This is a genomic window from Saccharococcus thermophilus (genome assembly GCF_011761475.1).
Taxonomy (GTDB): domain Bacteria; phylum Bacillota; class Bacilli; order Bacillales; family Anoxybacillaceae; genus Saccharococcus; species Saccharococcus thermophilus.
This window is the reverse complement of the sequence record NZ_JAASRS010000001.1, coordinates 1336743-1361326: the sequence shown is the minus strand read 5'-3', so window position 1 is coordinate 1361326 and position 24584 is coordinate 1336743. Positions and strand designations below refer to the sequence as shown.

Genomic DNA, 24584 nt, shown 5'->3' with positions numbered 1-24584 from the left:
ATGGGCATTTGTCTCGTCTGTTTTGGCTTAAAAGACATTGCCTGACTCATGGAATGAGTGAGGCCAGTGTTTTTTAAGCTTTTTTTATTTGAAGGGGGAACGGTATGCGCGAATTATTGAAAAAGATCATGGAAGAAGGGGAAGTGCTTTCTGAACATGTGTTGAAAGTGGACCGCTTTTTAAACCATCAAGTCGATCCGCAGCTGATGAAGAAAATGGGGGAACATTTTGCCAATGAGTTTCGCCATGAGCGGATTACGAAAGTGCTGACGTTGGAGTCATCCGGCATCAGCCCAGCTTTGATGACTGCTTATGAGTTAAACGTTCCGCTGCTTGTGGCGCGAAAACGAAAGCCGGTAACGCTGTCGGAAAACACATATAAAGCGAGTGTCTATTCGTTTACGAAACGGGAAGAAACGGAAATTTTCGTTTCGCAGAGGTTGCTTGACGGTGAAGACCGCGTGTTAATCATTGATGATTTTTTAGCAAACGGCCAAGCGGCCTTAGGATTGGTGGATATCGTCGCGCAGGCGAAGGCTCACGTTGCCGGCATCGGCATTGTCATTGAAAAAGCGTTCCAAGGCGGCGGACAACTGCTTCGTTCCCGCGGTTATCGCGTCGTGTCATTGGCGCGAATCGCTTCATTGCAAGACGGAACCGTGAAATTTATCGAAGAGGTGATGTGCGAATGAAACCGTTGCAGCTATGTTCATTAGGAATTCAACATGTGCTGGCCATGTATGCGGGAGCGATTATCGTGCCGCTTATTGTGGGCGGGGCGCTGCACTTGACATCGGAACAGCTGACGTATTTAGTGGCGATTGACTTGTTTACGTGCGGGGTTGCGACGTTATTGCAAGTGTGGAAAAACAAGTTTTTCGGCATCGGTCTTCCAGTCATGCTTGGCTGTACGTTTACGGCGGTCGGCCCGATGATTGCGATCGGACAGCAATACGGTTTGTCTGCCGTCTACGGTGCGATTATTTCCGCGGGACTGTTTGTCGTGATCATTGCCAAATATTTTAGCAAGCTGCGCGTGTTGTTTCCGCCGATTGTGACCGGCTCGGTCGTTACCGTCATCGGGCTTACGCTCATTCCAGCAGCCATGAATAATATGGCTGGCGGGCAAGGGGCAAAAGATTTCGGCGACATTAGCAACATTGCGCTTTCGTTTGGCGTGTTGGCGCTGATTGTCATCTTATACCGCTTCTTTACCGGATTCATCCGCTCTATTTCCATTTTAATCGGCATGGTCGTTGGAACGATCGCGGCAGCATGGATGGGCAAAGTGGATGTTAGCGCGGTGGCTGAAGCATCATGGGTTCATCTGCCGCACGTGTTTTACTTTGGAATCCCAACGTTCAACGTCACAGCGATCTTGACCATGATTTTGGTCGCGCTCGTCAGTTTAGTGGAATCGACAGGCGTGTATTTTGCGCTTAGCGATATTTGCGGCCGAAAATTAACGGATAAAGATTTGGCGAACGGCTACCGTGCTGAAGGGCTGGCGATGGTGATCGGCGGATTGTTGAACGCGTTTCCGTATACGACTTATTCACAAAACGTCGGGCTTGTCCAGCTGTCGGGAGTAAAAACGCGCCACGTCATTTATATGGCGGGGGGCATGTTGATTATGCTTGGATTGGTTCCGAAAATTGCTGCCATCGCGACGATTATTCCGGCGCCGGTGCTTGGCGGCGCGATGCTGGCGATGTTTGGCATGGTCATTGCGTACGGAATTAAAATGCTGAGCCAAGTCGAATTTACGTCGCAAGAAAACTTATTTATCATTGCCTGCTCGGTCGGCGTGGGGCTTGGGGTGACCGCCGTTCCGAACTTGTTCGCCGAACTTCCGGCAAGCATCCGCATTTTAACGGACAGCGGCATCGTCGCCGGCAGCCTTACCGCGATCGTGTTAAATATTTTCTTCCATGTGTTGCCAGTGAAAAAAAGAGTGCAATCTGTTCCGTCATTCCATGAACAACAAGTGTCCTAATGTTCTTTTATCCCTTTTAAAGTATCCGAAATATTAAAGTAAAAAATATGTTAGAACGTCATCTACATTTTCTTATCAAATTGGTAAGGAAATGGGGATGGCGTTTTTATTTTATGCAAATGATTTCATAATAGTTCAAGTACAATAACGGCGAATAAAAACTATTGAAATCCTATGTGTCATATCATCTCCTCCAAGCTCTGGTTCATTTCATTCTTTGGACTTATCACAGCTATATATTTTTGTGTAAATTTTTCTTTCTTAATAATTTTTAATGTTGTGTTCAGAGTTTTTTTAGTGTAGGTTGATACGCTTAAAATGTTTTTCAAGTAAAAGGCATCGCTAAATTAAAAGCCAGCAACTGTTTAGGGAGGTAACAATATGAACGAAGAAATATTTCGATGGATCAATGGGTGGGCAGGACATTTTCATTTCCTTGATATTTTCATGATCGTTCTTACCAACAGCGTTCCTTATATTACAGTCGCTATGATTCTATTTCTTTGGTTTAACCGAAAAGGGGAAGAAGGCATAGAAAGGCAATATACGGCTCTATATATTGTGTTCTCCGCCTTACTCGCATTGCTCATAAATGAAGGCATTCATCTTGTTTATTATCATCCGCGTCCATTTGTGGCCCATCATGTCCATCAGTTAATACCGCATTCCGCCGATTCTTCCTTCGTTAGTGACCATGCGATTTTAGCATTTTCTATCGCATGGATATTGCTATTTAGAAGGGATAAGTGGGGATATCCGGCGCTCGGATGGGCTATTGTGGTTAGTATTTCAAGAATATTTGTCGGTGTCCATTATCCAGCTGATGTGGTAGGGAGCATGGTTCTTTCGTGCGGAACAAGCGGATTAGTATTATCTTTATCTAAAAGATTCGATTTCCTCGCACAAATGATATTCCGTCTGGATGACACAGTCACCAAACATATCCCTTTGTTATCGAAATATCGTCACGAAAGCTTGCATAAAAAAGGATGATACGAGGTGATATGATCCCCTTATAGTAGACAGAAAAAAAGGATGTACTGTCTACTATAAGGGGATTTTGTTGAAAAAAGAGAAAACGTATTCGCAAAATTTAAAATGGAGGTGGTCCATAAGTACCTTCATGAAGATTGGAGTCAAATTCAAACTTTCCATGAATGACGCTTATATTTAACCGGCCATTTATGCCTGCTTTTTTTGTTTATGCATACAATGCCGGCGTTAGTAACAACATAACGGTAAGGAAATGGAAAGAAATAGAGGTGTGTTTATGCCGGCGATTCTTTCGGTTGGAACAGCGGCAATGCCGTATCAAGTCAATCAGGAGAAAACGAAACAATATGTTAAGCAGTTGTTTTCCTCCAGCTTTTACCATATCGACCGCCTGCTCCATGTGTTCGACAACGGAGAAATTGAGTCAAGAGCGTTTGTCAAACCGCTTGCCTGGTACCAAAAGCGGCATCGGTTTTCCGAAAAAAATGATTTATATATAGAAAGCGCGCTTCGTTACGGATGTGAAGCCGTTCAAACATGTCTTAACAACGCGGCGTTTTTGTCAAAGCCGATCGGATACGACGAAATCGAGGCGATTTTTTATATTTCGACGACGGGGCTCGCTACTCCAAGCATGGAAGCGCGGATCATGAATATTTTACCTTTTTCGCCGCATACGAAGCGAATTCCGATTTGGGGCTTAGGATGTGCGGGAGGAGCGGCGGGCATTGCGCGCGCCTATGAATATTGCCTGGCGTTTCCAAAGGCGAAAGTGCTGGTCATTGCGGCCGAGTTTTGCAGTTTAACGTTTCAACCGGACGATCATTCGAAAAGCAATTTTATCGGCACCTCCCTGTTTGCCGATGGAGTGGCGTGCGTATGCGTTGCGGGCGACGAGGTTGCCGATGAAGCAGGACGCCCGCGTATTATTGCCGCGCAATCCGTGCTGATGCCTGATTCGGAAGATGTGATGGGCTGGGATGTCCGCGATGACGGCCTGTTCGTCATTTTTTCAAAAGATATTCCTTCGCTCATCCGCACGTGGCTGCGCCCGCGAGTGCAGTCATTTTTGCAACAACACGGGCTAGCGTTTGACGATATCAGTCATTTTATTGCCCATCCGGGTGGCAAAAAGGTCATTGAGGCATATGAAGCGGCGTTTGGCATCGATAAAGAAAAAACAAACATATCCTTCCAAGTGCTGAAAGAGTTCGGCAACATGTCTTCCGCCACCGTCTACGTCGTGCTCGAGCGCTTTATGAAACAGGCGATCCCGGCGGGAGATTACGGGTTGATGGTGGCGCTCGGTCCGGGCTTTAGCGCGGAAATGATTTTGCTTAGATGGGAGTGACAACAATCGTGTTTTACCTCTTTTTGCTGTGGATTGTCGGCATGCGCATCATGGAACTCATCATCGCGAAACGCAATGAGCGGATTGTCAAAGCGATGGGGGCGAAAGAGTTTGGCGCGCGCCATTATCCATGGATCGTAGCGATGCACGTCTTATTTTTGCTTTCGTTTACGGTCGAGTCATTATGGAAGGGGGCAGAACCTTCTCCATGGTGGCCGTTTTTATTTATCTTGTTCGTCGCGGTGCAAGGATTGCGAATTTGGACGATATCGTCACTTGGCCGTTTTTGGAATACGAAAATTTTAGTGCTGCCCAATGCGTCGGTTGTCGCCAAAGGCCCGTATCGCTGGATTCGTCACCCAAATTATTTCATTGTGGCGATGGAAATATGGCTGATTCCTTTTATGTTTCAGGCATATTGGACGGCGCTCGTTTTCTCGATCGTCAATGGAATTTTGCTGTCGATTCGCATTGCTGTCGAAGAAGAGGCGCTAAGGTCGCTGACGAATTATGGCGAACAGTTCGCGGTGCGTCCCCGTTTTTTCCCGCTTCGTCCCGTCAAGTAGAAGGCGGGTTTTTTGTTTTTTCTATTGGGAAAAGCGTGTAAATACTGTAAAATGAGTGTATACGATATTAACGCGTGAGGGGTATGCGCATGAGTCCACTGACAGGGCAAACATCGTTAACACCGTGGTTGCAAAAAATGATTCATATACATGACGCGTTTATCGCACACGGTGATGAAGTGAATGCGAAAAAAGTGCAGCAGCTGCTGGAAAAAACGGTGAATCGCGAGTTTGTGATCGCGTTTTGCGGCCATTTTTCCGCTGGCAAATCGAGCTTGATTAACGCGCTGCTTGGCGAGCCGCTATTGCCGTCAAGCCCGATTCCAACCAGCGCCAACTTAGTAAAGGTGAAATCAGGGGAAGAATATGTGCGTGTCTTTTATAAACATGAGCCGCCGGTCGAATATGACCCGCCGTACAATGACGAGCTGATTCGCGCTCAATGCAAAGACGGGGATGCGATTGAATTGATCGAAGTTAGCCGGAAAACTTCGCGCATTCCTAGCGGTATCGTGATGATGGATACGCCGGGAATTGATTCGACCGATGATGCCCATCGGCTTGCCACCGAATCGGCGCTTCACTTAGCAGATGTGATCTTTTATATGATGGATTATAACCATGTGCAAGCAGAGTTGAATTTTCAGTTTACGAAAGACTTAACGAATCATGGAAAGACATTGTACTTAATTGTGAACCAAATTGATAAACATCGCGACCACGAATTGCCGTTTCACACTTTTCGCCAGTCGGTGAAAGACGCGTTTCGCGACTGGGGAGTAAAAGCGGAGCGCGTGTTTTTTACCTCGTTAAAAGAGCCTAACCATCCCTATAACGAATGGAACGAGCTAGCACATTGCTTGCATTCGCTGTTTCGCGATAAAGATGACCGGCTTCTGTTTGGTGTGGAAGTGGCGCTAAAACGGCTTGTTGACGAGCATGTTCATTGGCTTAAGGAGCAGGGAGAAGAGCAGGAACAAGCGCTGCGGATGCGTCTTTCCGAACTGGGGGGCACGGAAGCGGAAGGGGAAGCGGTACGGGAAAGCCTGGCGTGCTTGAAGGCAGAGCTGGAAGAGCTTGCCGCTGCTTCGCGTAAGCTTGAAGAGGAGTTCCGCCGCGAACTAGACGGAATATTGGAACATGCTTACATGATGCCGTTTGAAACAAGGGAGCTGGCCAAAGCTTATTTGCAGTCCGTTCAGCCGGATTTTAAAGTTGGCTTTTTCTTTGCCAAGGCGAAGACAGAGCAGGAACGAGAAAAGCGCTTGCAGGCGTTTTATGAAAATGTAAAAGAAAAAGCGGTCGCGCAAATCGAATGGCACGTGCGCCAGCTGTTGCTTCGTTTTAGCAAAGAACATGGTATCGATGATTCCGCCTTGCTTCATGAATGCCAGCAATGGACGGTGGCATGGGGAGCAGAAGTATTGGCGGATTTGGTGAAAAAAGGGGCCGGCGTCACCGGGGAGGCGCTTTTAAACTATACAAGCGACGTCGCCTACGAGCTGAAAAAGCGGTATCGCGACGCGGCGCTTTCATTGTTTGACAAGCTGCTGGCGGAATGGAATAAACAAACAGACGAAAAACGCCGCGAGCTCAAAGAACGGCTGGCAATGGAAGAAGAAAAATACGAACTTGTAGAGCAGCTGTCTGGCCGCAAACAGAAACGGGAACAGCTGCGGCGGGAGTTAATCAACTTGCTTGAATCCAACCGCTACGGAAAAGAAATAGATGAAACACGGCTTGCCGAGCTGACTACGCCTCCGATCATGAGAAAGCGGCAACATGAAGCGGCATCCCTTCCTTCGAAACAGACGGATCAAAAACGGCCATCACTCGTTTTAGAACAAGCGCTCGATCGACCAAGCGGAGCGTCGCGGCAAAAGGTGCAGCAAGCTATTCAGCATCTGGAAGCAGCGACAAAAACAATCGAAACGATCGACATCATGAACCGGTTTGTCCCACTCCTAATCGAGAAAGCAAAACGATTGCAGTACCGCACCTTTACTGTCGCGCTCTTTGGCGCATTCAGCGCCGGCAAGTCATCGTTTGCCAACGCGCTGATGGGCGAAGGATTGCTGCCGTCATCGCCAAATCCGACGACGGCAACGATTAATAAAATTGTGCCGCCAACCGAAGCGAACCCACATGGTACGGTAATCGTGCAAGTGAAAAGCAGCAAACAGCTGTTTTCCGACGTCCAGGCGTCGCTCCGCCATTTTCAGCAAACAGCAGCAACATGGGAAGAGGCATGGGCGCTATGCCAGAAAATAGCAGGATTAGAAAAAGTGGAGCCGCACCAAAAGCCGCACTACGCCTTTCTCCGCGCGGTCCTGTCCGGCTATGAGCGCATGAAAGAGCGGCTCGGCCATACGTTCCACATCGGGCTCGATGAGTTTTATCAATATGTGGCCGATGAAGCGACCGCTTGTTTTATCGAATGGGTGGAGCTGTATTACGACTGCGCCTTGACCCGCCAAGGCATCACGTTGGTCGACACACCTGGGGCCGATTCGATTAATGCGCGCCATACGGGGGTGGCGTTTGACTATATTAAAAACGCCGATGCAATTTTGTTTGTTACGTATTACAACCATGCGTTTTCCAAGGCAGACCGCGAATTTTTAATCCAGCTTGGCCGAGTCAAAGATACGTTTGCGCTTGATAAAATGTTTTTCATCGTCAATGCGGCGGACTTAGCTCGCTCTAAAGAGGAATTGGACGCGGTCTTGGCGTATATGAAAGACCAGCTCGCCCGCTTTGGCATTCGCTTTCCGCGCCTTTACGCGCTGTCAAGCCGTTTCGCCTTGGAGGAGAAAATGGGAGAAGCCACGAAAGGGAATTATGGCTTTTTAACCGAGTCGGGCATTGGCGCCTTTGAGGAAGATTTCATGCGTTTTATAACGGAAGAGTTAATGGAAGTGGCGGTTCAAGGAGCGTATGCGGAAATCGAACGGGCGCATCAAACCGTGGCGGAATACATCCATGCCGCGCAAAAGAGCGGGGCGGAAAAAGCGGCAAAACGGCAGGCGTTGCTAGAGGGACAAGCGAAAATACGCGACATTCTCGGCAAGATGACGACCGATCACGCATGGCAAGCGCTGATGCAGGAAGCCGATGAACTGGTTTATTACGTGAAACAGCGTGTCTCGCTGCGGCTGAACGATTGGTTTAAAGAAGCGTTCAACCCCGCTTCTCTCCGCGATGACGGGCGCGACATCCGCCGCGCTTTAAACACGTGTCTCGAAGAGTTGCTGCATTCGGTTGGCTTTGACTTAGCGCAAGAAATGCGGGCGACGAGTTTGCGGGTGGAAAAGTTTTTAAGAGAGCGGCTTCAAGACCAATTTGCCGATGTATGCCGCAAGCTGGAACCAATTCATCCGGGAATGCCGCTTTCCAATTTAGAAGCTGTTTCCTTTGCCACACCGGAGTTTGCCAATGGGTTGGAACATATGGACCGGTCAAGATTTGCGAAAGCATTATCGCTCTATAAAAACGCGAAATCATTTTTTGAGCGTGACGAAAAGCGGTGGATGAAAGAGGAAATCGAAAAACAACTGCAGCAGCCAGTCGATGAGTATCTTGCAGCGCAAAAGCAACATCTGCTTTCCGCTTACGAAGGGCAATATAAAGCGGCGGTAGACGAGCTTGCCGCTTTCTTAATCCGCCAAGTTGACGACTATTTTGCCGGGCTGCAGACGGCGTTAACGGATACGCTCGATATCGAACAGCTGCGCCGATGCGAAGCCGAGCTAGCTCGAATATTGGAGGAACGGGGATGAACGAGGTTATCGAGCGCGAATTGATGGCGATCGCAAAACAGCAAGCGGTCCGCATATTATATGCGTGCGAGGCAGGGAGCCGTTCCTATGGAATGGAGACGTCATCGAGCGATTATGACATCCGGCTGATTACGATGAAACCGGTTCGCGCGTATGTATCGGTTGCCAAACCATCTTTGGCGTGGAGCCATTCCGCCCCGCCGTATGAGTGGCACAGCTGGGATATTTTTAAAGCGTTGGAGCTGCTGCGTAAATCCAATCCATCGTTGTATGAGTGGTTCTCGACCCCGATCGTTTACGCGAAGGACGATTTCTTTTATACAAAAATGAAGGAGATAATTAGTAAACATTACTCGTTAAGGGTTTTAGCTCATCATTACCATGCGCTGGCAATAAAAAATATTCGTGCCCTCACAAAAAAAGAAATGGAGACAAAAGCATATATAAAAACGTATATACAGGCGCTGCGCGGCGCGCTTATGTTTCGCTGGATCGTGCGCCGCAAGATGCTGCCGCCGCTTCCGCTTACAGAATTAGTAGACGGGGACGCGTCGCTATCCGGGCTTGTAGAGCGGCTGAAGCTGGCCAAACAAGGAGAACAGATGGATGTTCGCCTGTTTGTGCCGGAAACAGTAGCAGCTCTCCTTGACGTGGATACGTCGGCCATGGAAACGCTGCCGGCGGGCGAACCGCTCGATGTCCGCATCCTTGATGAATTGGCATGGACGTTGTTAGGTATATAAAAAGGGGAGATAGGATGAATCGGTTTCATGCATGCGCCACCTGCATTCACTATGGAATACAAAAGACAGAAAAAGGGCTTTATACGTATTGCCAGCGACTTGGCTATGAAACAAAACCGCATTACCAATTCAACTGTTGGACGCCAAAACCGAATGTGCAAAAGTTAATGGAAAAAGAAATGCGAAAGGAAGATCATCATGAGTGAAGTTCACCAAGCGATTACCGCCCACTTGCAAAAACAGCATTCCATCCTGAAGCAGTTTGCCGAGCTCGAACAAGAACGGGAACGTTATATTGAGGAAGCCGTGATGCTTTGCCAAAACGGGAAGCCGTTTACGGTTGAAAACATTAACGCGGTGACCAAAAAGATGAATGAACTGGCAAAACAAGGGGTAGTGCCGACACGAAAATACGTAACGGCAGAAATGGTCAAGGAATATGTGGAGCGCATTACAAAGTAAGGGGGAGCGAAATGGAGCATATTGTTTCACAAGCATGGCTGGCGGAGCGGCTCAATAAGGAAGATGTCCGCATCATTGACTGCCGCTTTCATTTAAACGATCCAAAGCGCGGATTGGCGGAATATATTGAAGACCATATTTCTGGCGCTCTCTATTTCGACTTAGAAAAAGACTTGTCGGCGCCGATTTCCAAACATGGGGGCCGCCATCCGCTTCCGCCTGTGGAAGAAGTGGCGGAAAAATTAGGTGCGGCTGGAATTGATGAAACGGTGACGGTCGTTGCTTACGACGATCAGAATGGGGCGATGGCGGCGCGGTGCTGGTGGTTGCTTCGCTATCTCGGGCATGAACGCGTTTATGTTCTTGATGGGGGCTATACAAAATGGAAGGAAAATGGGTATCCTGTTACTGACGAAATTCCAACGGTATCTCCTCGTTCGTTTCAGCCGCGCTTGCAGCCGTCATGGTTGGCGACGGTTGATGATGTACGGCGCGCCGTCCGCGAAGGATCAGCCGTTTTGATCGATTCACGGGAGTGGAAGCGCTACGCGGGAATCGAAGAGCCGATCGACCGCGTTGCCGGCCACATTCCGGGAGCGGTTCATATATTTTGGAAAGATGGGGTGACGGAGGACGGATATTGGAAAAGTCCGGAACAACAAGCACAGCGTTTTGCTTCGATCCGTAAAGATGCCCCCATTATCGTATACTGTGGCTCTGGTGTGACGGCATGCCCCAACGTGCTCGCCTTGAAAGAAGCGGGGTACACCAACGTCCGCTTATATGCCGGCAGCTGGAGCGACTGGATTTCGTATCCAGACCATCCGATTGCAACCGGAGAAAAATAGCGGCATATTTTTTGGATGCCAGCCGATACTATAGATGTACCCCGGTTAAAGGAGGAATTGCGCATGGGCCGCACAAAACTTGGCAACGCCAATGCACAGCGAAACAATAATGCCAAACAAAAAAACGGATTCAATCAAGAATGGAATAGCGAATTTGCTTCCTATGCCGAAGTAGAAACGAAAAAAATGAAAAACGAACATAAAAATATCCGCTGACCGGAAAGGGGCGTCTGATTAGGCCCCCTTTTTGCTTTTTTTCAAGCCTGTTTTATGCTTTAATAAAAACGGTAGTGACTATGATTTTGGCTACGCCCCGTTCTAAACCGGACAAACGTTTTGGATGGGAAGATATACATATCGCATAAAAAGAATGACCTGTTTTGATGGAAAAGCGGCTGAACTTCCGTTTTAACTATGCTTACAGGAGGGGACATACATGAGGAAATTCGTTGCCATTGTTTTGCTGCTGGCGGTTACTGGGTACGGCATTTGGAATGCGCTCGCGGCAGAAAAAACAAAAAAAGTCGGCCTATCGGTCGGGGACGTTGCTCCTGATTTTGCCTTGCAGACATTGGCCGGCAAAACGGTACATTTATCTGATTTCCGCGGCAAACCGGTCATTGTGAATTTTTGGACAACATGGTGCCCACCGTGTAAAAAAGAAATACCTGATATGGAAAATTTCTATAAAGATTACCATTCCGAAGTGGGTCTGCTTTCCGTTCATTTAACATCGCAAGATACGGTGGAAAATGCCAAATCCTTCATCGACGACCACCGATTAACGTTTCCGGTTGTGTTGGACAAAAAGCAAAAAGTATTAAATAAATATCATATTCAAACGATTCCAACATCGTACATTATTGATCGTCATGGGGTAATCCGAAAAAAAGTGATCGGTCCGATGACGTATAAACAGATGGTGGAAATCACTGCGTCGCTTCGTCAATAAAAGCATCTTTCGCTGGAAAGGTGCTTTTTTACTTGAAAAGAAAAATCGAGCTGTTATTTTTCGAAAAGTTGTAATAATTTTTATCTTTTTTGGGAATGAATAAAATTAAAATATGAAGTGAGGGGAGGGTTAAAAAATGAGAAGAACCCGCAAAATGACGTTTCAAGAACTATTGATGGAAAATAAACGTCAATTATTAAATGACCGCGAAGCAATGGAGAAAATCGAAAAAAAATTGGAAGAACGCATGTTAAAAAAAGCAGAATAAGCCATGCATAGCGGTCATCCGCGCGGACAGACTAGATGGTGAGGAGGCGAGGTTCATGAGCAATCCGAAAGCAAACCCGAAACATTACAATCCGAACCATCTAGGTACACAGCCTCGTGCTGCTGGAGGAAATAAAGGGAAACAAATGCAAGATCAATCTGGTCAGCATGCACAAGTGATTCAAACGAAAGGCGAGTAATTGTTCATAAACATGCAACAAAACGAAAAGCACGAAGGAGGAAGCGTGATGACTCATCGTCCGAATCCGGATGACCGCAGTGACAATGTAGAAAAACTGCAAGATATGGTACAAAACACGATTGAAAATATCGAAGAGGCAGAAGAAACAATGCAATTTGCTTCCCCGGAAGAGCGGGAAAAAATTCGCGAAAAAAATAAACGCCGCGAAGAAGCGATTGCGGCAATGCGTGCCGAAATTAAAGACGAAGCAGCGGCACGTGAAAACGGCTACCAATAATCATCGGCGGTGCGGAGTTACCCTTTATGGCTGGGTGACTCCGTTTTTTATCGAGCAAAACGAAGAATATGGTAAGATATAGTTGTATGCATGTGGAGGATGGTAAACGGAGGGAGAAACATGAAAATAGCTGAAAAACAAATTGAAGTTCGCTATGCAGAAACGGATCAAATGGGAGTCGTGTATCATGCCAATTACCTCGTCTGGATGGAAGTAGGCCGAACGGAGCTCATTAAACAGTTAGGATTTCATTATGCGGATATGGAAAAGAAAGGGATTATTTCTCCAGTTGTCGATCTGCAAGTTTCCTACAAAAAACCGCTTCATTACGGGGAGACAGCGACCGTTCGCACTTGGATTGACGCCTATGATGGCATCCGTGTCACCTATGGATATGAAATTTTGGCGCCAGATGGGGAAATAGCGGTAACGGGAAAATCGCAGCATGTTTGCGTTAAGCGCGACACCTTTCGCCCGATTGTCATCCGTAAATATTTTCCAGATTGGCATGAAGCTTATGAACGGGCGAAAAAGTAAAGGGGAATACATACGATGGCATTTGGCATTCGCAGGCAGGAATTGATGGAATGGAAGGCGAAAGTAAAAAGAGGAGAAATTGCTTTTTTGACGCATTATTGGTATGACGAGCGTTTTCCCGAGTATACGACGGTGACGAAAGTGGGCTGTGCCGACATTGAAAAACTGGCAGCCTGGGGGAAAAAGTACGGATTGCGAAAAGAATGGATCCATCACCGTAGCGAGTTTTCCCATTTCGATCTGCTTGGGGAAACACAGAAAAAAATTTTGCAACAAGAAGGACTGACCGATCATTTACTGCGGTTTCATTTATAGTAGATAAGGGGGGAGGGAAAGAAAGATGGATTTGGCGAATTTAAAAGAGATCGGAAAAGGGACGTTGCTCGAAGCATTAGGGATTGAAATCATCGAAATTGGCGAAGGGCGCATCGTTGCGACAATGCCGGTCGACCATCGCACCCATCAGCCTTCCGGATTGCTTCACGGCGGGGCTTCCGTAGCGCTGGCGGAAACGGTGGCGAGCCTCGGCGCCTATGCGCTCGTCGATCCGGAAAAAGAAAGCGTCGTTGGCTTGGAAATCAACGCCAATCACGTCCGGGCGGTCCGAAGCGGCACGGTCACCGCGACGGGGACGGTTCTGCACCGCGGCAAAACAACGATGGTATGGGATATAAAAATCGTCGACGAACAAGAGCGGCTTGTCTGTGTTTCCCGCTGTACGATCGCTGTCATCAAAAAAAGCTAGCGTTTTGGGCAAAAACGCTAGCTTTTTTGCTATTTATTCGATCATAAACATTGGTTCATCTGCTTCTTCGTTTATATCAACGGTTAAGTTGTGATCATCAAAATACCATATATCCTGATCTTCTACAAAAAAAGTAATTCCATCCACCGTTGTTTGTGCAACCGGCTCTATCGGATCTTCTTTTGCCATGCCGAGAGAAAATCCTTTTTGCACGGTGCTGCATCCCCCGTAGCGGGCAAAGAAGCGGATAGCATCTCCTGCTTGTAAATCCAGTTCTTTTTTAAACCAATCCAATGCCTTTGGTGTGATGATAATGTTCATTATTTCTCCTCCTCAATGAATATTATAAGCAAACGATGTCCTTATGTAAAAAGTTTCATGAACATCTCGTGACATTTTTGATTAAATTTCCTCTCGTTGACAAAAAGTAAAGAGAGAAAACAAAATGAGGAGGGAGAAAAAATGGAGAGAAAACGTCCATTTCCTTTAAGCTATGAATCGGATGGGTTAATGGGAAAGAAAACGAAAAAACAATCCGATCATGCCAAAAAAGAAAAAAAGGAGCGCGATTTTTTTAACACCACGCCAGCCAGTGAATAAAGTAGCCAGTAGGCTGCTTTTTTCTTTGGCAAACTACTATACAAATACGTCATTCAACGTTATTATTAATCGAGGAGTACTTTTTTTGAAAGGAGTGACGTTTTCGTATATGAGTAGTCGAAGTTCGAGCGAACCAGAGCCGGAATATAGCGGGGAGCTTTGTCTTCTTCTTTTTCGATCGTCGCAGCTACTCATCGTACGAAAACGAGCTCCGATCGGAAAAGGAGAAGCGCAAACTTCCTCGCGGTGAAAAGGAGGAAGGATGCGTATGATGAAAATGTATTTATCCGATGCAAACGGAAAAATGAAAGAAATCGATGAAATTAAAACTGGTTGCTGGATTAATTTGGTAGCGCCGACGGAAGAAGAAATCCGCTACATTGCTAACCATCTCGATATTCCGATTGATTCGATCAAAGACGCATTGGACGACGAGGAGCGGTCGCGCGTCGAAAAAGAAGACAACCACGTATTGATTATCGTCGATATTCCGATTGCCACCAATGATGAAGTAGAAGGTCCAATATACGAAACGATTCCGATTGGCATGATTATTACAAATACGTGCTTCATCACCGTCTGCTTGCAGGAAAACCCTATTTTTGAAGAGTTTTCCAAAAACAAAATCAAAAACTTTTACACGTTTATGAAGACACGCTTTGCTTTGCAAATGCTATATGTGATTTCCACTTATTATTTGCGTTATTTAAAACAAATTAACCGCAGAACGACCGAAATTGAGAAAAAATTGCATCAGTCGATGAAAAATAAAGAATTGTTTTCACTCCTCAGCATGGAAAAAAGTTTAGTCTATTTCACGACTTCGCTGAAGGCGAACAATATTGTCATGGAGCGGCTGCTGCGCCTGAACTATTTGCGCATGTATGAAGACGACCAAGATTTGCTCCAGGATGTCATTATCGAAAATAAACAGGCGATTGAAATGACGGAGGTTTATAGTAGTATTTTAAGCGGAATGATGGATGCCTTTGCTTCTGTCATCTCTAATAACTTAAATATTGCCATGAAATTTTTGACGGCGATCACCATTGTCCTTTCATTTCCAACGATAGTGTTCAGTTTTTACGGAATGAACGTACCGATTCCGTATCAAGATAAACCATATGCTTATTTAATGACACTAGGAATTTCAGCGATTTTTTCAGGAGTGACTGCATGGATATTTTGGAAAAAACGATATTTTTAACGACGAACAAGGCTGCCTCCTAAGCTTCGGGCAGCCTTTTCTTTTTGGACGATGCCATTCCGCCGGAAAGCACAAACTTCATCGCTTCCTCCGGCTTCATGTCAATGACTTCCACTTGTTCTTTTGGGACTAAAAAAGTCATGCCTGCCACTTGAAACGTCTGCGGAACGTAGACGGCAACGTGGTCTTTGAGCGGATCAAGCCAGCTTTCGATTTCCTCGGATGTAATAAAGCCGATGCATTTTAGTTCCGTGTTCGGCAAGGTGACAAGCACCACTTTAGAAAAGGAACGTTTTTCGCCAACAAACGAGGAAACGGTATCTTTAATGACGGAATAAACGGTTTTAATGAACGGAAGGCTTTCAAGCAACCGGTCGAGAAGACGAATAATTCGGCCGCTAATATATTGCGTCGACAGCCAGCCGCAGACGGTGATAAGAATGACCGTACATAAAATGCCGATCCCTGGTATGTAATCGTCTTGCAAGTAAGGACGCACATACTTGCCAAGCAGCCCATCCAAAAAGGCGAACACTTTATAGCATACATACACCGCTAAAATAATCGGAACAATCGTAATAACGCCGTTCACAAAGTTTTTCACAAAAAACTTCATTCGTTTCCCCCTCTCCTGTTGTTACTTTATCAACTTATCAGTTTTTGTCCGTAAAAACAAGATATTAAAAATAACGAACATTATTTATATATAATCGAGAAAAAGTTCGTATTTTATCTTGACGAGAAGGAAAATAATTGATATAGTTACAAATGGAATACGGGAAGTGGGGGATGGACAGATGAACAACCATTATGATGTCATTGTCGTCGGCGCAGGCCCGGCAGGCATTTTTACTTGTTACGAATTAACGCTAAAACTTCCAGGGGCGAACGTCCTGTTAATTGATAAAGGGCACGATATATATAAGCGCAATTGTCCGATTCTTCAGAAAAAGATTGAAAAGTGTCCGCCGCCGGCCGGCAAAAAAGATTATGCCGGATGCGTGCCGGCATGTTCGATTACGAACGGTTTCGGAGGGGCCGGTGCCTATTCGGACGGAAAATTTAATATCACCAGCGAATTCGGCGGCTGGATGACCGATTACTTGCCAGCGTCCAAAGTGTTGGAACTTATCCGCTATGTCGACGAAATTAATTTAAAACATGGGGCGACGACATCCATTACCGATCCAACGACAGAGAAAGTCAAAGAGATTGAGCGTCGTGCTTACGCCGCTGGGCTGAAGCTATTGCGCGCCCAAGTCCGCCATTTGGGGACGGAACAAAACTTAGAAATTTTAAAAAGCATTTTTGAATATTTGCATGAACGGATTGAGATGCGTTTTAAGACCGAAGTGGACGATATTATAACGGAAAAAACGAACGATGGGCATCGTGTCACCGGAGTGGTCTTGAAAAACGGCGAAACGCTGACAGCGGAGAAAGTTGCCATCGCGCCGGGACGCGACGGGTCGGTGTGGCTGAGCAAAATATTGCGGAAACGCCGCTTGCGCATGATCAACAACCAAGTCGACATCGGCGTGCGTGTCGAAACATCGAACATTGTCATGGAAGAGATCAATGAACATTTGTACGAAGGAAAATTTATTTTCAACACGTCGGTCGGGACGCAAGTGCGCACGTTTTGCAGCAATCCTTCCGGGCACGTCGTTGTTGAGAACCATTCCGGCATTATGCTCGCAAACGGCCACGCCTATAAAGATCCGAAACTCGGCAGCAACAATACCAACTTTGCGCTTCTTGTATCGCACAAGTTTTCCGACCCATTTGATAAGCCGAACGAATACGCCCATGAAATTTCGAGGCTCGCTAATGCTTTATCGAACGGCGGCATTATTGTGCAAAAATACGGCGACATTTTAAAAGGAAGACGTTCTACGGAAAAACGGATCAAAGAAGGATTTATCGAACCGACATTGAAAGAAGCGGTGCCTGGCGACTTAGGGCTTGTGCTTCCATACAATACGATGAAAAGCTTAATTGAAATGACGGAGGCGCTGAACCACGTCACACCGGGGTTGGCTTCGGAACATACGCTCTTTTACGGCGTCGAAGCGAAGTTTTATTCGGCGCGCCCGAAATTAAACGACCGGTTTGAGACGGAGATTTCCGGATTGTACGTCGGCGGCGATGGCGCCGGCATTACGCGCGGCCTTGCCCAAGCGAGCGCCTGCGGCGTATGGATCGCCCGCGATATCGTAGAAAAATTAACAAAATAAACGGAAACAGTTAACCTTTATAAAGTTTTAGTTGACAATTAAATTCCTCTTTCGCTACGATAAATGTAACGATGTGGAAAGGGGAGAGGAAAAATGGTAAATTGGCTGGAATTAGCCGACCGCGTGTTGGAAGGCTACGAGCTTACCGATGAAGAAGCGCTGGCAATTTTAGACTGTCCGGATGAAGAGCTGTTGCTATTGTTGCAGGGGGCATATCGCATTCGCCGTACGTATTATGGCAACAAAGTGAAACTTAACATGATCATTAACGCCAAATCGGGGCTGTGCCCGGAAAACTGCGGGTATTGCTCTCAGTCCGCCGTTTCAACGGCGCCGGTGAAAACTTATAAAATGGTCGATAAAGAAACGCTCCTGCGCGGCGCGGAAGAAGCATACCGCTTGCGCATTGGCACGTACTGCATTGTCGCGAGCGGACGCGGTCCAAGCGAAAAAGAAATCGATACGGTTGTTTCCGCGGTCAAAGAAATTAAGGAGCGGTTCGGACTAAAAGTGTGCGCATGCCTTGGCATCTTAAAGCCGGAACAAGCGGCGCGCCTCAAAGAAGCGGGAGTTGACCGCTATAACCATAACATTAACACATCGAAAGAACATCATCCGAACATCACGACCTCCCATACATACGATGATCGTGTGCAAACGGTGGAAATGGTAAAAGAAGCGGGAATTTCTCCATGTTCAGGCGTCATTATCGGCATGAAAGAAACAAAACAAGATGTGGTGAATATGGCACGAAGCTTGCGCATACTTGATGCCGATTCGATTCCGGTCAACTTTTTGCATGCGATTGATGGGACGCCGCTTGCCGGAACAAACGAATTGGATCCGCGCTACTGCCTGAAAGTGTTGGCATTGTTCCGCTACATGAACCCGACCAAAGAAATCCGCATCGCCGGTGGACGCGAAGTCAATTTGCGCTCTCTGCAGCCGCTCGGTTTATATGCGGCCAATTCGATTTTTGTCGGCGATTATTTGACAACGGCCGGCCAAGAGAAATCGGCTGATTATCAAATGCTCGAAGATCTCGGCTTTGAAATCGATTTTTCCGCCGAGGAGCAAACGATTTGTTCCTAATTTCCCGATGCTGTCTCCCGTATGGAGACGGCGTTTTTTTATGCATGAATATAGACGAACGGCAGACAATAAAAGATAAAGCGATAATCGGGAGTGAAACAACATGTATGAATGCATTATTATCGGGGGCGGAATTGCCGGATTGCAGGCGGCGATCCAACTCGGCCGCTACCATCACCGCGTTTTGGTGATTGATGCCAATAACGGCCGTTCCAACCTTTGCCGAGCGTACCATAACGTGCTCGGCTGGCCGGATGGGGTAAGCGGGGAGAAGCTGCGTGCGCTCGGAAGAAAACAGGCGGAGCAATTTGGCGTGCATTTTGCCGACGATGAGGTGATCGCCGCCGAGAAAAAAGGAAACGTATTTATTCTGTTCGGTAAAAGCGGGAATACATATGAAAGCGAGCGGCTTTTGTTTGCGACAGGAGTGAAAGACCGGATTCCGCCGATTCCCAACCTGATTCCATGTTTAGGGACAAGCATTTACGTATGCCCGGACTGCGATGGATATGAAGTCACCAATAAAAAAGTGATCGTGCTTGGCGCGGGCACTTCCGGGGCAAATATGGCCATGACGCTGTTATATTGGACAAAAGACATTATCTATATTAATCACGATGGCGAGGAGCTATCGAGAAATTGGCAGCAACAGCTGCAGGAAAAAGGCATTCTCTACCTTCGCGAGCCGATTGCATCGGTGCTTGTCAAGGAAGGGGCGGAGTTTTCCGGCGTCCGGCTGCAAAACGGAGCGGAAATTTTTGCGGAGTGCGCCTTTATTGCCTTTGGCCATAACAAAGTGAATACCGATCTGGCAAAACAGCTTGGGGTGGAGCGCTTAGAAAATAAGCACATTCCTACCAATCCGCGCACGAAGCAAACCAATGTCCCAAATATTTGGGCGGCGGGCGACATCGGTGTTCATTCCGAACAAGTGACGATCGCCATGGGCGAAGGCGTACAGGCGGCGATATGGATTCATAAAAGCATTATTGCACAGCAATGAGGAGAAAAAAGCGATAAAAACGCCTTCTTTTTTGCTGTTTTTTTCATGAAAACGATCTCTGGCGCGTACTATTTCAATACAAAGAAAGAGAGGAAAAATGCAATTTTCAATTTTTTTCTAGGCAAAAAGCTTCACAAAATGAACAAAACTCATTAAAATGACAACAAAGAAATTAGGAAGGAAGAGGATGGGGAAAGATGGCACGATCGTTTTATCATTATTTATTGAAATTCCGTGACGGCAAAAGGGAAGACCCGTTTGTTCGCTTTGCCAACGGGGCGTATTATGATCATAGTTTTCCAAAATCATCGGCAGATTATGATGAAATTAGCCGATATTTGGAGCTAAACGGTGATTATTTAGATAGCATGATCGTATTTGATGAGCTTTGGGAGCGGTTTTTGCAGGAAGCATAAAATGGATTTGCTCCCGCCCTTTTTTGAAAGCGTTGCCATTTGGTTTTTCCGCGGCGGCAGAGGTGTCCACTCATTAGCATTTGCATATAATGTACTATCATTGCTTCAGGTGGAGGGATACGAATGAGTGGCCCAAAGCGCCCGAAATTTTCGATTGGAGATATTGTCGTAAACACGCTGTATGGAACGGTTGGCACGATCACCGATATTCAACAAATCGATGGTACGTTTTTATACGAAATTAACCATAGCCTCAGCTTATTTATGGAACATATGCTAGTATTATTATCCGACTTTTCCGGCGATTTATGGATTACAGAAGAAATAGAAGTGGAGCTGCCATTTTTCTTAGGCGAAATTGTCCACGTCCGCGATTACGGTGACCACTTGTTTAAAGTGGTTGGGGTGCGTACGGAAATTTACCGCTATCATGGGGAAGGGTGGGAAGAGACGATTTATGAATTAAAACGGTTATTTGATGGCTGGGAAATTGAGGTTCATATGGAAGACATTATCCCGCTGGCGGATGATGAAGAGACATCGATTACTCTTTTGCAAGATATCGCTATCTCAGCACCAGTGAAATCATATGTCCTTCTTTCACCCGCCGAAGAGGAGGTGAAATCGCCATCGATTGATGAGCTGCTTGATATGTATAATGATTATAAATTTTTATATGAGTGGTTTCACGATGAACAGTATAAACAGGTGATGGAAACGGTTGTGAAACGTTTACAAATTATTACCAATTACCATAATAAAAATTGACATAAAATAAATAGGAAATAAGGAATCCCGGCCACCATCATCATTATTGCCAAACCGTTTACAACTGTTTCCATTATTTTATCGGCAATGGTCTGCTTGTCCATATTTGATTCCTCCGTGTAGATTTTTTGTTACTACATATATGGACAAAGGGAGAAAATTAGTACATGGACGAGAAAATTCTTTTGACATAAAACGGTATAACAATACATACAACATTACAAAGGGGGCGAGATGTCGTGAAGGAAATCGAAGTGGTCATTGATACGGAGGAAATCGCTGAGTTTTTTTTTCATGAATTGATCCGCCGCGGTTTTGTGCCGACGCAGACGGAACTGGAGGAGCTGGCCGATATAACATTTGATTATTTATTGGAAAAATGCATTATTGATGAAGAGATCGAAATAGAAGACGACGAGTAATGCCACTCGTCGTTTTTTTATTGGGTGGTGATCGCCGCTGTTCGCAGCATCTCCATGTCATGCATATAATTAGCGGTTATATCTTTACGGTCGACGGCGGGAATGTTTTCCATCATTTTAATAATGGTTTTGTCGGTAAACCAGTCACGGCAGTCGGAAAATGAATGGGAAATATCCGGCCAAACCGTCTCTAAACGCGGACTGTAAATGCGGGACGAATCCGTTGCTTCGGTGGAAAATAGTTGCGGCCAAAAGTCCGCGCGCGAGCCGGTATGAGCAGTTTCTTGGGCAAATTGATATGCCCGCTTCGTTAGCCGTTTTTCGAAAAATAATATGCTGTAAAGTGTTTTGCCGATGTGAATACGGTGATGGACATCGGCGAAATCGCGAACGGTTGTGCCGGCAAGGCGAATGCGGCGTCCCGTTTTATACGGAATGAGCACATCATTAAAGCCGAGCCATTGCTCAACAATAAACGGCATCGTCGAAAGCACGTGAGTTTGGAAAAATGGATTTTCGATGACCCGCTTTTGAATATATTGCTGCTCGTTAATAATTAATGCCACGGTGATGACAGGCGAATCTTTTGTTTCCCAAAAATATTCCCAAAACGGTTTCATAAAAGAAGAGACAGAGAACGACCGAAGTAAATGAAATAACGGTTTTTTGTTTTGCTTGCTTTTTTCATAGAGCAATAGCTGCGGATAGGCATCATGGAAAATAAGCGCATTCGCTCTTTCTAAAAATAAAAAGAGCGGGTTGATCTGTTTTTTGGGAAGAAGACGCGGTACAAGGTTTCCGCGCAAATCCGTCATGTTCCATCCGCCATTTCGCGAAACGATATGCGCCAAAAATGCCCAATGCACTTCGCGATGACGCTGAAAAAAATCGAAATAGGCCGCTGTCCGTGTAATATTATTGCGATTATATTTCGCCGTTTTTTGGCGAATGTCGTTAACGATTTGCCTCTCTTCACCGGTGAGGCTTATCGTAGGCGGCGGATCTTCCCAGCGGCGGGCAATGTCGAGTAAGAGATGGGAAAGGGCGATCGGAATGGGATGACGGTATAAAAAAGAACGGTATATGTATTGGATTGGGTGGAGCATTTGCAAAAGCGTGTCAATGCGGATAATACGGTCCTCCTCCTTTATTTATTGATAATTGTATTTTCAGTTTTTCCGATCGATAGCCGTTTATTCGGGCGCGGCCAAATTCCATGTCTCTATCATTGCCGGCAGGGACATGCCGATGGCCAAAAAGCGGCCGCAGTGTCGATAAAAGCAATGCGCCGTTCGACAAAACAACAGCAATTTTGCTAAAGGAATCGACATAGCGAATCACAAATATTATGGAATAGGAACTAGACATTTGCCCGGCAAAAGGAGAGAGGAATAATGGTACGTTTGTTGATGAAAAAAATGCTTCATGCCCATCGCGTTTATGATGTCACTATATTTCAAACCCCGCATTTTGGTCAGACAAAAGGATACAGGCAAGTATATCGGCTGACGGTGAAGGCAACGAACCACCATGAAGCATTGTCCTACCTTTATCGCATGTTTAACGTAGCGGATTTAATGCCAAAAGATTATCATGCCCGTTTCATGGGTACGGGAGATATTGTGCTCATTGATGAAGGACTAAAAGGACAGGTGTATTACAGACTATGTCCCGAAGGTTGGAAAAAGATTAGCCGCCTTCATGTCCATTAATAAAAAATCAAAATATTCTGTATTGTTGTATAAAATGATGCTATAATGAAGAAAAAAGTCGAATAGTTTACACGGATTTTGGGTATGGATAATAAAGGAAAGGGGGCGATGATTTGGAACGCGACAAGAAGGAGCGCGATCTCCCGACAATAGCGCCGGGAATGGATGACGACGAGGAACTGAACGAAAAAGCGACGAAAGAAGAAATTGCTCATGGGGAGTATACAAAAGTAGTGACATTGTCTTTTGATGAAGTGGATCCATCCACATGAACACCCTTGTTATTACGAAAGTATATAGCCACTTCATCCCATGACTTGAGTTATCGGGATGAAGTGGAAAACGGTTTTGAACCAAGCCGACAGGGTGCTAAACACCAGTGAGGTGTTTGCCCATGATACTGAACGGAACAAGCGTGAGTGCCTGCGCGCACGTGTAGGAAAACCTCTTTAGTACTGAGAACTTGCCGACTTTGCAGAAGTGCTTACAGAGATTTCCATTTATGATTTTTATAAAGCCTTATTATGATTCTGGGTTGTCATGATGCCCTGGTCCGTTTTTTCGTCCCCCTGTAGCGGAGTATTCTTTCGCGTGTGCCGCGTCCTCTGCGATTAGCGCTTCTTTCGGAATATGGTTATTCTTTTTTTGGCCGTTGATGCGGTTGCGATGTTTTTTGCCCATAAACGGTTCCCTCCTTAATATTATTGACACTGTTAGTTTGTACAGCAACAAGCGGTTCATTGACGGAAAATCTTTGCAGTGAAGCGTAAAGGGAAGGGGAAACGAGGATGGCCGCACTTTTTATTTCCATGTTGCTTTGTGTGACCACTGTGATTGTTTTGCTGTTTGTAAAGGAACAAATAGAACGCATGTTTTTCCGATGGAAAGATATCCCTTTCCTGCATGTGGTCAATGTGCTTGTCGCCGGGGTTATTGTCGCTGCTTCCTACTATCGATTTAGCGACATCCGCATCCATTTGTCGACGATCGCATCTGCCAAGCAATTTTTGTACGTTTTTATCGGTGCGACGGAACTGGTTCTTCCCATCTATCTGCTTGGCTGCTGGATTGTTCGGAAAAGAAAGAGGCGGGAGAAAAAATATACACGCAGCAAAGATAAAAAAGTATTATATATTAACGAGAAATATTTAGCGCGCCGCCGCGATCGCCATGATTATCATTCAAAAACATCGTAAATGGCAAAGGGAGAAAAAATTCTCCCTTAAAATTTTGTTTTTTCTTTTTTCGATGTAGACGGCTGATTGTTGGAGCGGGAAGATGGATTTGTTTTGTTTGCGTATTCGACAGCTTGTTCTAGTTTCTTTTTCATTCGTTTGTCCCTCCTTGCCCAATGAAGGTGATCGTTAGTGAAACAAAAATAGAGGAGGCATATACTCAGTATGCCCATC

General features: G+C 45.9%; 35 protein-coding genes. 30 read left to right on the top strand and 5 right to left on the bottom strand.

Annotated elements, in window-relative coordinates; all coding sequences use genetic code 11:
- Window positions 1-104: 104 nt before the first annotated feature.
- The 18 genes from BDD39_RS07055 to BDD39_RS06970 all read left to right on the top strand — a co-directional run bounded on the left by BDD39_RS07055 (window position 105) and on the right by BDD39_RS06970 (window position 13718).
- A complete protein-coding gene (locus BDD39_RS07055) occupies window positions 105-692 on the top strand; it encodes a xanthine phosphoribosyltransferase (protein WP_166909349.1) in 588 nt (195 codons plus the stop codon).
- Window positions 689-1996, top strand: coding sequence for a nucleobase:cation symporter-2 family protein (locus BDD39_RS07050; RefSeq protein ID WP_166909347.1), 1308 nt, complete (start codon window positions 689-691; stop codon window positions 1994-1996). The genes BDD39_RS07055 and BDD39_RS07050 overlap by 4 nt, the downstream gene beginning before the upstream one ends.
- Window positions 1997-2377: 381 nt before the next feature.
- Window positions 2378-2989, top strand: a complete 612-nt coding sequence (locus BDD39_RS07045; protein WP_166909345.1) for an undecaprenyl-diphosphatase — start codon at window positions 2378-2380, stop codon at window positions 2987-2989.
- 277 nt (window positions 2990-3266) lie between these two features.
- Window positions 3267-4340: a type III polyketide synthase gene (locus BDD39_RS07040; RefSeq protein ID WP_166909342.1), complete on the top strand. Its 1074-nt coding sequence runs from the start codon at window positions 3267-3269 to the stop codon at window positions 4338-4340.
- Window positions 4331-4906, top strand: a complete 576-nt coding sequence (locus BDD39_RS07035) for an isoprenylcysteine carboxyl methyltransferase family protein (protein WP_208404345.1) — start codon at window positions 4331-4333, stop codon at window positions 4904-4906. The genes BDD39_RS07040 and BDD39_RS07035 overlap by 10 nt, the downstream gene beginning before the upstream one ends.
- An 89-nt stretch (window positions 4907-4995) precedes the next feature.
- Window positions 4996-8685 carry a dynamin family protein gene (locus BDD39_RS07030; RefSeq protein WP_166909340.1) on the top strand — a complete coding sequence of 1230 codons (3690 nt, stop codon included), beginning with the start codon at window positions 4996-4998 and terminating at the stop codon, window positions 8683-8685.
- Window positions 8682-9428 (top strand): DNA polymerase beta superfamily protein, encoded by a 747-nt coding sequence (locus BDD39_RS07025; protein ID WP_166909338.1) that lies wholly within the window; start codon window positions 8682-8684, stop codon window positions 9426-9428. Before BDD39_RS07030 ends, BDD39_RS07025 begins: the two co-directional genes overlap by 4 nt.
- A gap of 14 nt (window positions 9429-9442) precedes the next feature.
- Entirely contained in the window at window positions 9443-9634 is a 192-nt protein-coding gene (locus BDD39_RS07020) for a hypothetical protein (RefSeq protein ID WP_166909336.1), read from the top strand.
- On the top strand, window positions 9627-9890 hold the full coding sequence (locus tag BDD39_RS07015; protein ID WP_166909334.1) for a YpbS family protein: 264 nt from the start codon (window positions 9627-9629) through the stop codon (window positions 9888-9890). Before BDD39_RS07020 ends, BDD39_RS07015 begins: the two co-directional genes overlap by 8 nt.
- An 11-nt stretch (window positions 9891-9901) precedes the next feature.
- A complete protein-coding gene (locus tag BDD39_RS07010) occupies window positions 9902-10738 on the top strand; it encodes a sulfurtransferase (protein WP_166909332.1) in 837 nt (278 codons plus the stop codon).
- 63 nt (window positions 10739-10801) lie between these two features.
- Window positions 10802-10954: a hypothetical protein gene (locus BDD39_RS07005; protein WP_166909330.1), complete on the top strand. Its 153-nt coding sequence runs from the start codon at window positions 10802-10804 to the stop codon at window positions 10952-10954.
- A 220-nt stretch (window positions 10955-11174) separates the two neighbouring features.
- Window positions 11175-11690 carry a redoxin domain-containing protein gene (locus BDD39_RS07000; protein ID WP_166909327.1) on the top strand — a complete coding sequence of 172 codons (516 nt, stop codon included), beginning with the start codon at window positions 11175-11177 and terminating at the stop codon, window positions 11688-11690.
- A gap of 136 nt (window positions 11691-11826) precedes the next feature.
- A complete protein-coding gene (locus BDD39_RS06995; RefSeq protein ID WP_166909325.1) occupies window positions 11827-11958 on the top strand; it encodes an FbpB family small basic protein in 132 nt (43 codons plus the stop codon).
- 55 nt (window positions 11959-12013) lie between these two features.
- Window positions 12014-12157, top strand: a complete 144-nt coding sequence (locus BDD39_RS06990; RefSeq protein WP_166909323.1) for an acid-soluble spore protein N — start codon at window positions 12014-12016, stop codon at window positions 12155-12157.
- Between the two features lie 48 nt (window positions 12158-12205).
- Window positions 12206-12436 carry a small acid-soluble spore protein Tlp gene (gene tlp, locus BDD39_RS06985; RefSeq protein WP_166909321.1) on the top strand — a complete coding sequence of 77 codons (231 nt, stop codon included), beginning with the start codon at window positions 12206-12208 and terminating at the stop codon, window positions 12434-12436.
- 120 nt (window positions 12437-12556) lie between these two features.
- The gene (locus BDD39_RS06980; protein ID WP_166909320.1) at window positions 12557-12973 is read left to right on the top strand and encodes an acyl-CoA thioesterase; all 417 of its coding nucleotides are present in this window, start codon (window positions 12557-12559) and stop codon (window positions 12971-12973) included.
- Window positions 12974-12988: 15 nt separating this feature from the next.
- On the top strand, window positions 12989-13288 hold the full coding sequence (locus BDD39_RS06975; RefSeq protein ID WP_166909317.1) for a hypothetical protein: 300 nt from the start codon (window positions 12989-12991) through the stop codon (window positions 13286-13288).
- A gap of 25 nt (window positions 13289-13313) precedes the next feature.
- A complete protein-coding gene (locus BDD39_RS06970; RefSeq protein WP_166909315.1) occupies window positions 13314-13718 on the top strand; it encodes a hotdog fold thioesterase in 405 nt (134 codons plus the stop codon).
- 33 nt (window positions 13719-13751) lie between these two features.
- Here BDD39_RS06970 and BDD39_RS06965 read toward each other — a convergent pair whose 3' ends face one another.
- Window positions 13752-14039: a HesB/YadR/YfhF family protein gene (locus BDD39_RS06965; protein ID WP_166909313.1), complete on the bottom strand. Its 288-nt coding sequence runs from the start codon at window positions 14037-14039 to the stop codon at window positions 13752-13754.
- A 141-nt stretch (window positions 14040-14180) separates the two neighbouring features.
- Here BDD39_RS06965 and BDD39_RS06960 point away from each other — a divergent pair, with 141 nt between their 5' ends.
- Window positions 14181-14318 carry a hypothetical protein gene (locus tag BDD39_RS06960; protein ID WP_166909311.1) on the top strand — a complete coding sequence of 46 codons (138 nt, stop codon included), beginning with the start codon at window positions 14181-14183 and terminating at the stop codon, window positions 14316-14318.
- A 268-nt stretch (window positions 14319-14586) separates the two neighbouring features.
- Window positions 14587-15525 (top strand): magnesium transporter CorA family protein, encoded by a 939-nt coding sequence (locus tag BDD39_RS06955; RefSeq protein ID WP_166909309.1) that lies wholly within the window; start codon window positions 14587-14589, stop codon window positions 15523-15525.
- 19 nt (window positions 15526-15544) lie between these two features.
- Here BDD39_RS06955 and BDD39_RS06950 read toward each other — a convergent pair whose 3' ends face one another.
- Entirely contained in the window at window positions 15545-16141 is a 597-nt protein-coding gene (locus tag BDD39_RS06950; RefSeq protein ID WP_166909307.1) for a DUF502 domain-containing protein, read from the bottom strand.
- A gap of 181 nt (window positions 16142-16322) precedes the next feature.
- Between BDD39_RS06950 and BDD39_RS06945 the strand changes: the two genes are divergently transcribed.
- The 5 genes from BDD39_RS06945 to BDD39_RS06925 all read left to right on the top strand — a co-directional run bounded on the left by BDD39_RS06945 (window position 16323) and on the right by BDD39_RS06925 (window position 21041).
- Entirely contained in the window at window positions 16323-17762 is a 1440-nt protein-coding gene (locus BDD39_RS06945; protein ID WP_166909305.1) for an NAD(P)/FAD-dependent oxidoreductase, read from the top strand.
- 93 nt (window positions 17763-17855) lie between these two features.
- Complete coding sequence (gene bioB / locus BDD39_RS06940; protein ID WP_166909303.1) at window positions 17856-18854, top strand: biotin synthase BioB; 999 nt, start codon at window positions 17856-17858, stop codon at window positions 18852-18854.
- Window positions 18855-18957: 103 nt separating this feature from the next.
- Complete coding sequence (locus BDD39_RS06935) at window positions 18958-19857, top strand: NAD(P)/FAD-dependent oxidoreductase (RefSeq protein WP_166909301.1); 900 nt, start codon at window positions 18958-18960, stop codon at window positions 19855-19857.
- A 197-nt stretch (window positions 19858-20054) separates the two neighbouring features.
- Window positions 20055-20273, top strand: coding sequence for a YozE family protein (locus BDD39_RS06930; protein WP_166909299.1), 219 nt, complete (start codon window positions 20055-20057; stop codon window positions 20271-20273).
- A 123-nt stretch (window positions 20274-20396) separates the two neighbouring features.
- Window positions 20397-21041 carry a hypothetical protein gene (locus BDD39_RS06925; protein WP_166909297.1) on the top strand — a complete coding sequence of 215 codons (645 nt, stop codon included), beginning with the start codon at window positions 20397-20399 and terminating at the stop codon, window positions 21039-21041.
- Here BDD39_RS06925 and BDD39_RS06920 read toward each other — a convergent pair.
- A complete protein-coding gene (locus BDD39_RS06920) occupies window positions 21023-21145 on the bottom strand; it encodes a DUF3930 family protein (protein ID WP_166909294.1) in 123 nt (40 codons plus the stop codon). The two genes, BDD39_RS06925 and BDD39_RS06920, sit on opposite strands and share 19 nt — an antisense overlap.
- A 135-nt stretch (window positions 21146-21280) precedes the next feature.
- Between BDD39_RS06920 and BDD39_RS06915 the strand changes: the two genes are divergently transcribed.
- On the top strand, window positions 21281-21463 hold the full coding sequence (locus BDD39_RS06915) for a YozD family protein (protein ID WP_166909292.1): 183 nt from the start codon (window positions 21281-21283) through the stop codon (window positions 21461-21463).
- A 17-nt stretch (window positions 21464-21480) separates the two neighbouring features.
- Here the strand turns inward: BDD39_RS06915 and BDD39_RS06910 are convergent, their stop codons facing one another.
- Window positions 21481-22569: a DUF2515 domain-containing protein gene (locus BDD39_RS06910; protein ID WP_166909290.1), complete on the bottom strand. Its 1089-nt coding sequence runs from the start codon at window positions 22567-22569 to the stop codon at window positions 21481-21483.
- On the opposite strand from BDD39_RS06910, the gene BDD39_RS06905 reads away from it, so the two are divergent.
- From BDD39_RS06905 to BDD39_RS06895, 3 genes are all read left to right on the top strand, one after another.
- On the top strand, window positions 22570-22782 hold the full coding sequence (locus BDD39_RS06905; protein WP_166909288.1) for a hypothetical protein: 213 nt from the start codon (window positions 22570-22572) through the stop codon (window positions 22780-22782).
- A gap of 75 nt (window positions 22783-22857) precedes the next feature.
- A complete protein-coding gene (locus BDD39_RS06900) occupies window positions 22858-23175 on the top strand; it encodes a YodL domain-containing protein (protein ID WP_166909286.1) in 318 nt (105 codons plus the stop codon).
- A 113-nt stretch (window positions 23176-23288) separates the two neighbouring features.
- Window positions 23289-23447, top strand: a complete 159-nt coding sequence (locus tag BDD39_RS06895) for a hypothetical protein (protein ID WP_166909284.1) — start codon at window positions 23289-23291, stop codon at window positions 23445-23447.
- A 250-nt stretch (window positions 23448-23697) separates the two neighbouring features.
- On the opposite strand, the gene BDD39_RS06890 is transcribed toward BDD39_RS06895, so the two are convergent.
- Window positions 23698-23856, bottom strand: coding sequence for a hypothetical protein (locus BDD39_RS06890; RefSeq protein ID WP_166909282.1), 159 nt, complete (start codon window positions 23854-23856; stop codon window positions 23698-23700).
- Between the two features lie 107 nt (window positions 23857-23963).
- Between BDD39_RS06890 and BDD39_RS06885 the strand changes: the two genes are divergently transcribed.
- Window positions 23964-24371, top strand: a complete 408-nt coding sequence (locus BDD39_RS06885) for a hypothetical protein (protein WP_166909280.1) — start codon at window positions 23964-23966, stop codon at window positions 24369-24371.
- Window positions 24372-24584: the final 213 nt, after the last annotated feature.

What these genes read in the sequence shown, in the direction of transcription:
- BDD39_RS07055 (WP_166909349.1), top strand. Translation starts at nt 105, where the DNA reads ATGCGCGAATTATTGAAAAAGATCATGGAAGAAGGGGAAGTGCTTTCT.
- BDD39_RS07050 (WP_166909347.1), top strand. Translation starts at nt 689, where the DNA reads ATGAAACCGTTGCAGCTATGTTCATTAGGAATTCAACATGTGCTGGCC.
- BDD39_RS07045 (WP_166909345.1), top strand. Translation starts at nt 2,378, where the DNA reads ATGAACGAAGAAATATTTCGATGGATCAATGGGTGGGCAGGACATTTT.
- BDD39_RS07040 (WP_166909342.1), top strand. Translation starts at nt 3,267, where the DNA reads ATGCCGGCGATTCTTTCGGTTGGAACAGCGGCAATGCCGTATCAAGTC.
- BDD39_RS07035 (WP_208404345.1), top strand. Translation starts at nt 4,331, where the DNA reads ATGGGAGTGACAACAATCGTGTTTTACCTCTTTTTGCTGTGGATTGTC.
- BDD39_RS07030 (WP_166909340.1), top strand. Translation starts at nt 4,996, where the DNA reads ATGAGTCCACTGACAGGGCAAACATCGTTAACACCGTGGTTGCAAAAA.
- BDD39_RS07025 (WP_166909338.1), top strand. Translation starts at nt 8,682, where the DNA reads ATGAACGAGGTTATCGAGCGCGAATTGATGGCGATCGCAAAACAGCAA.
- BDD39_RS07020 (WP_166909336.1), top strand. Translation starts at nt 9,443, where the DNA reads ATGAATCGGTTTCATGCATGCGCCACCTGCATTCACTATGGAATACAA.
- BDD39_RS07015 (WP_166909334.1), top strand. Translation starts at nt 9,627, where the DNA reads ATGAGTGAAGTTCACCAAGCGATTACCGCCCACTTGCAAAAACAGCAT.
- BDD39_RS07010 (WP_166909332.1), top strand. Translation starts at nt 9,902, where the DNA reads ATGGAGCATATTGTTTCACAAGCATGGCTGGCGGAGCGGCTCAATAAG.
- BDD39_RS07005 (WP_166909330.1), top strand. Translation starts at nt 10,802, where the DNA reads ATGGGCCGCACAAAACTTGGCAACGCCAATGCACAGCGAAACAATAAT.
- BDD39_RS07000 (WP_166909327.1), top strand. Translation starts at nt 11,175, where the DNA reads ATGAGGAAATTCGTTGCCATTGTTTTGCTGCTGGCGGTTACTGGGTAC.
- BDD39_RS06995 (WP_166909325.1), top strand. Translation starts at nt 11,827, where the DNA reads ATGAGAAGAACCCGCAAAATGACGTTTCAAGAACTATTGATGGAAAAT.
- BDD39_RS06990 (WP_166909323.1), top strand. Translation starts at nt 12,014, where the DNA reads ATGAGCAATCCGAAAGCAAACCCGAAACATTACAATCCGAACCATCTA.
- tlp (WP_166909321.1), top strand. Translation starts at nt 12,206, where the DNA reads ATGACTCATCGTCCGAATCCGGATGACCGCAGTGACAATGTAGAAAAA.
- BDD39_RS06980 (WP_166909320.1), top strand. Translation starts at nt 12,557, where the DNA reads ATGAAAATAGCTGAAAAACAAATTGAAGTTCGCTATGCAGAAACGGAT.
- BDD39_RS06975 (WP_166909317.1), top strand. Translation starts at nt 12,989, where the DNA reads ATGGCATTTGGCATTCGCAGGCAGGAATTGATGGAATGGAAGGCGAAA.
- BDD39_RS06970 (WP_166909315.1), top strand. Translation starts at nt 13,314, where the DNA reads ATGGATTTGGCGAATTTAAAAGAGATCGGAAAAGGGACGTTGCTCGAA.
- BDD39_RS06965 (WP_166909313.1), bottom strand. Translation starts at nt 14,039, where the DNA reads ATGAACATTATCATCACACCAAAGGCATTGGATTGGTTTAAAAAAGAA.
- BDD39_RS06960 (WP_166909311.1), top strand. Translation starts at nt 14,181, where the DNA reads ATGGAGAGAAAACGTCCATTTCCTTTAAGCTATGAATCGGATGGGTTA.
- BDD39_RS06955 (WP_166909309.1), top strand. Translation starts at nt 14,587, where the DNA reads ATGATGAAAATGTATTTATCCGATGCAAACGGAAAAATGAAAGAAATC.
- BDD39_RS06950 (WP_166909307.1), bottom strand. Translation starts at nt 16,141, where the DNA reads ATGAAGTTTTTTGTGAAAAACTTTGTGAACGGCGTTATTACGATTGTT.
- BDD39_RS06945 (WP_166909305.1), top strand. Translation starts at nt 16,323, where the DNA reads ATGAACAACCATTATGATGTCATTGTCGTCGGCGCAGGCCCGGCAGGC.
- bioB (WP_166909303.1), top strand. Translation starts at nt 17,856, where the DNA reads ATGGTAAATTGGCTGGAATTAGCCGACCGCGTGTTGGAAGGCTACGAG.
- BDD39_RS06935 (WP_166909301.1), top strand. Translation starts at nt 18,958, where the DNA reads ATGTATGAATGCATTATTATCGGGGGCGGAATTGCCGGATTGCAGGCG.
- BDD39_RS06930 (WP_166909299.1), top strand. Translation starts at nt 20,055, where the DNA reads ATGGCACGATCGTTTTATCATTATTTATTGAAATTCCGTGACGGCAAA.
- BDD39_RS06925 (WP_166909297.1), top strand. Translation starts at nt 20,397, where the DNA reads ATGAGTGGCCCAAAGCGCCCGAAATTTTCGATTGGAGATATTGTCGTA.
- BDD39_RS06920 (WP_166909294.1), bottom strand. Translation starts at nt 21,145, where the DNA reads ATGGACAAGCAGACCATTGCCGATAAAATAATGGAAACAGTTGTAAAC.
- BDD39_RS06910 (WP_166909290.1), bottom strand. Translation starts at nt 22,569, where the DNA reads ATGCTCCACCCAATCCAATACATATACCGTTCTTTTTTATACCGTCAT.
- BDD39_RS06900 (WP_166909286.1), top strand. Translation starts at nt 22,858, where the DNA reads ATGGTACGTTTGTTGATGAAAAAAATGCTTCATGCCCATCGCGTTTAT.
- BDD39_RS06890 (WP_166909282.1), bottom strand. Translation starts at nt 23,856, where the DNA reads ATGGGCAAAAAACATCGCAACCGCATCAACGGCCAAAAAAAGAATAAC.
- BDD39_RS06885 (WP_166909280.1), top strand. Translation starts at nt 23,964, where the DNA reads ATGGCCGCACTTTTTATTTCCATGTTGCTTTGTGTGACCACTGTGATT.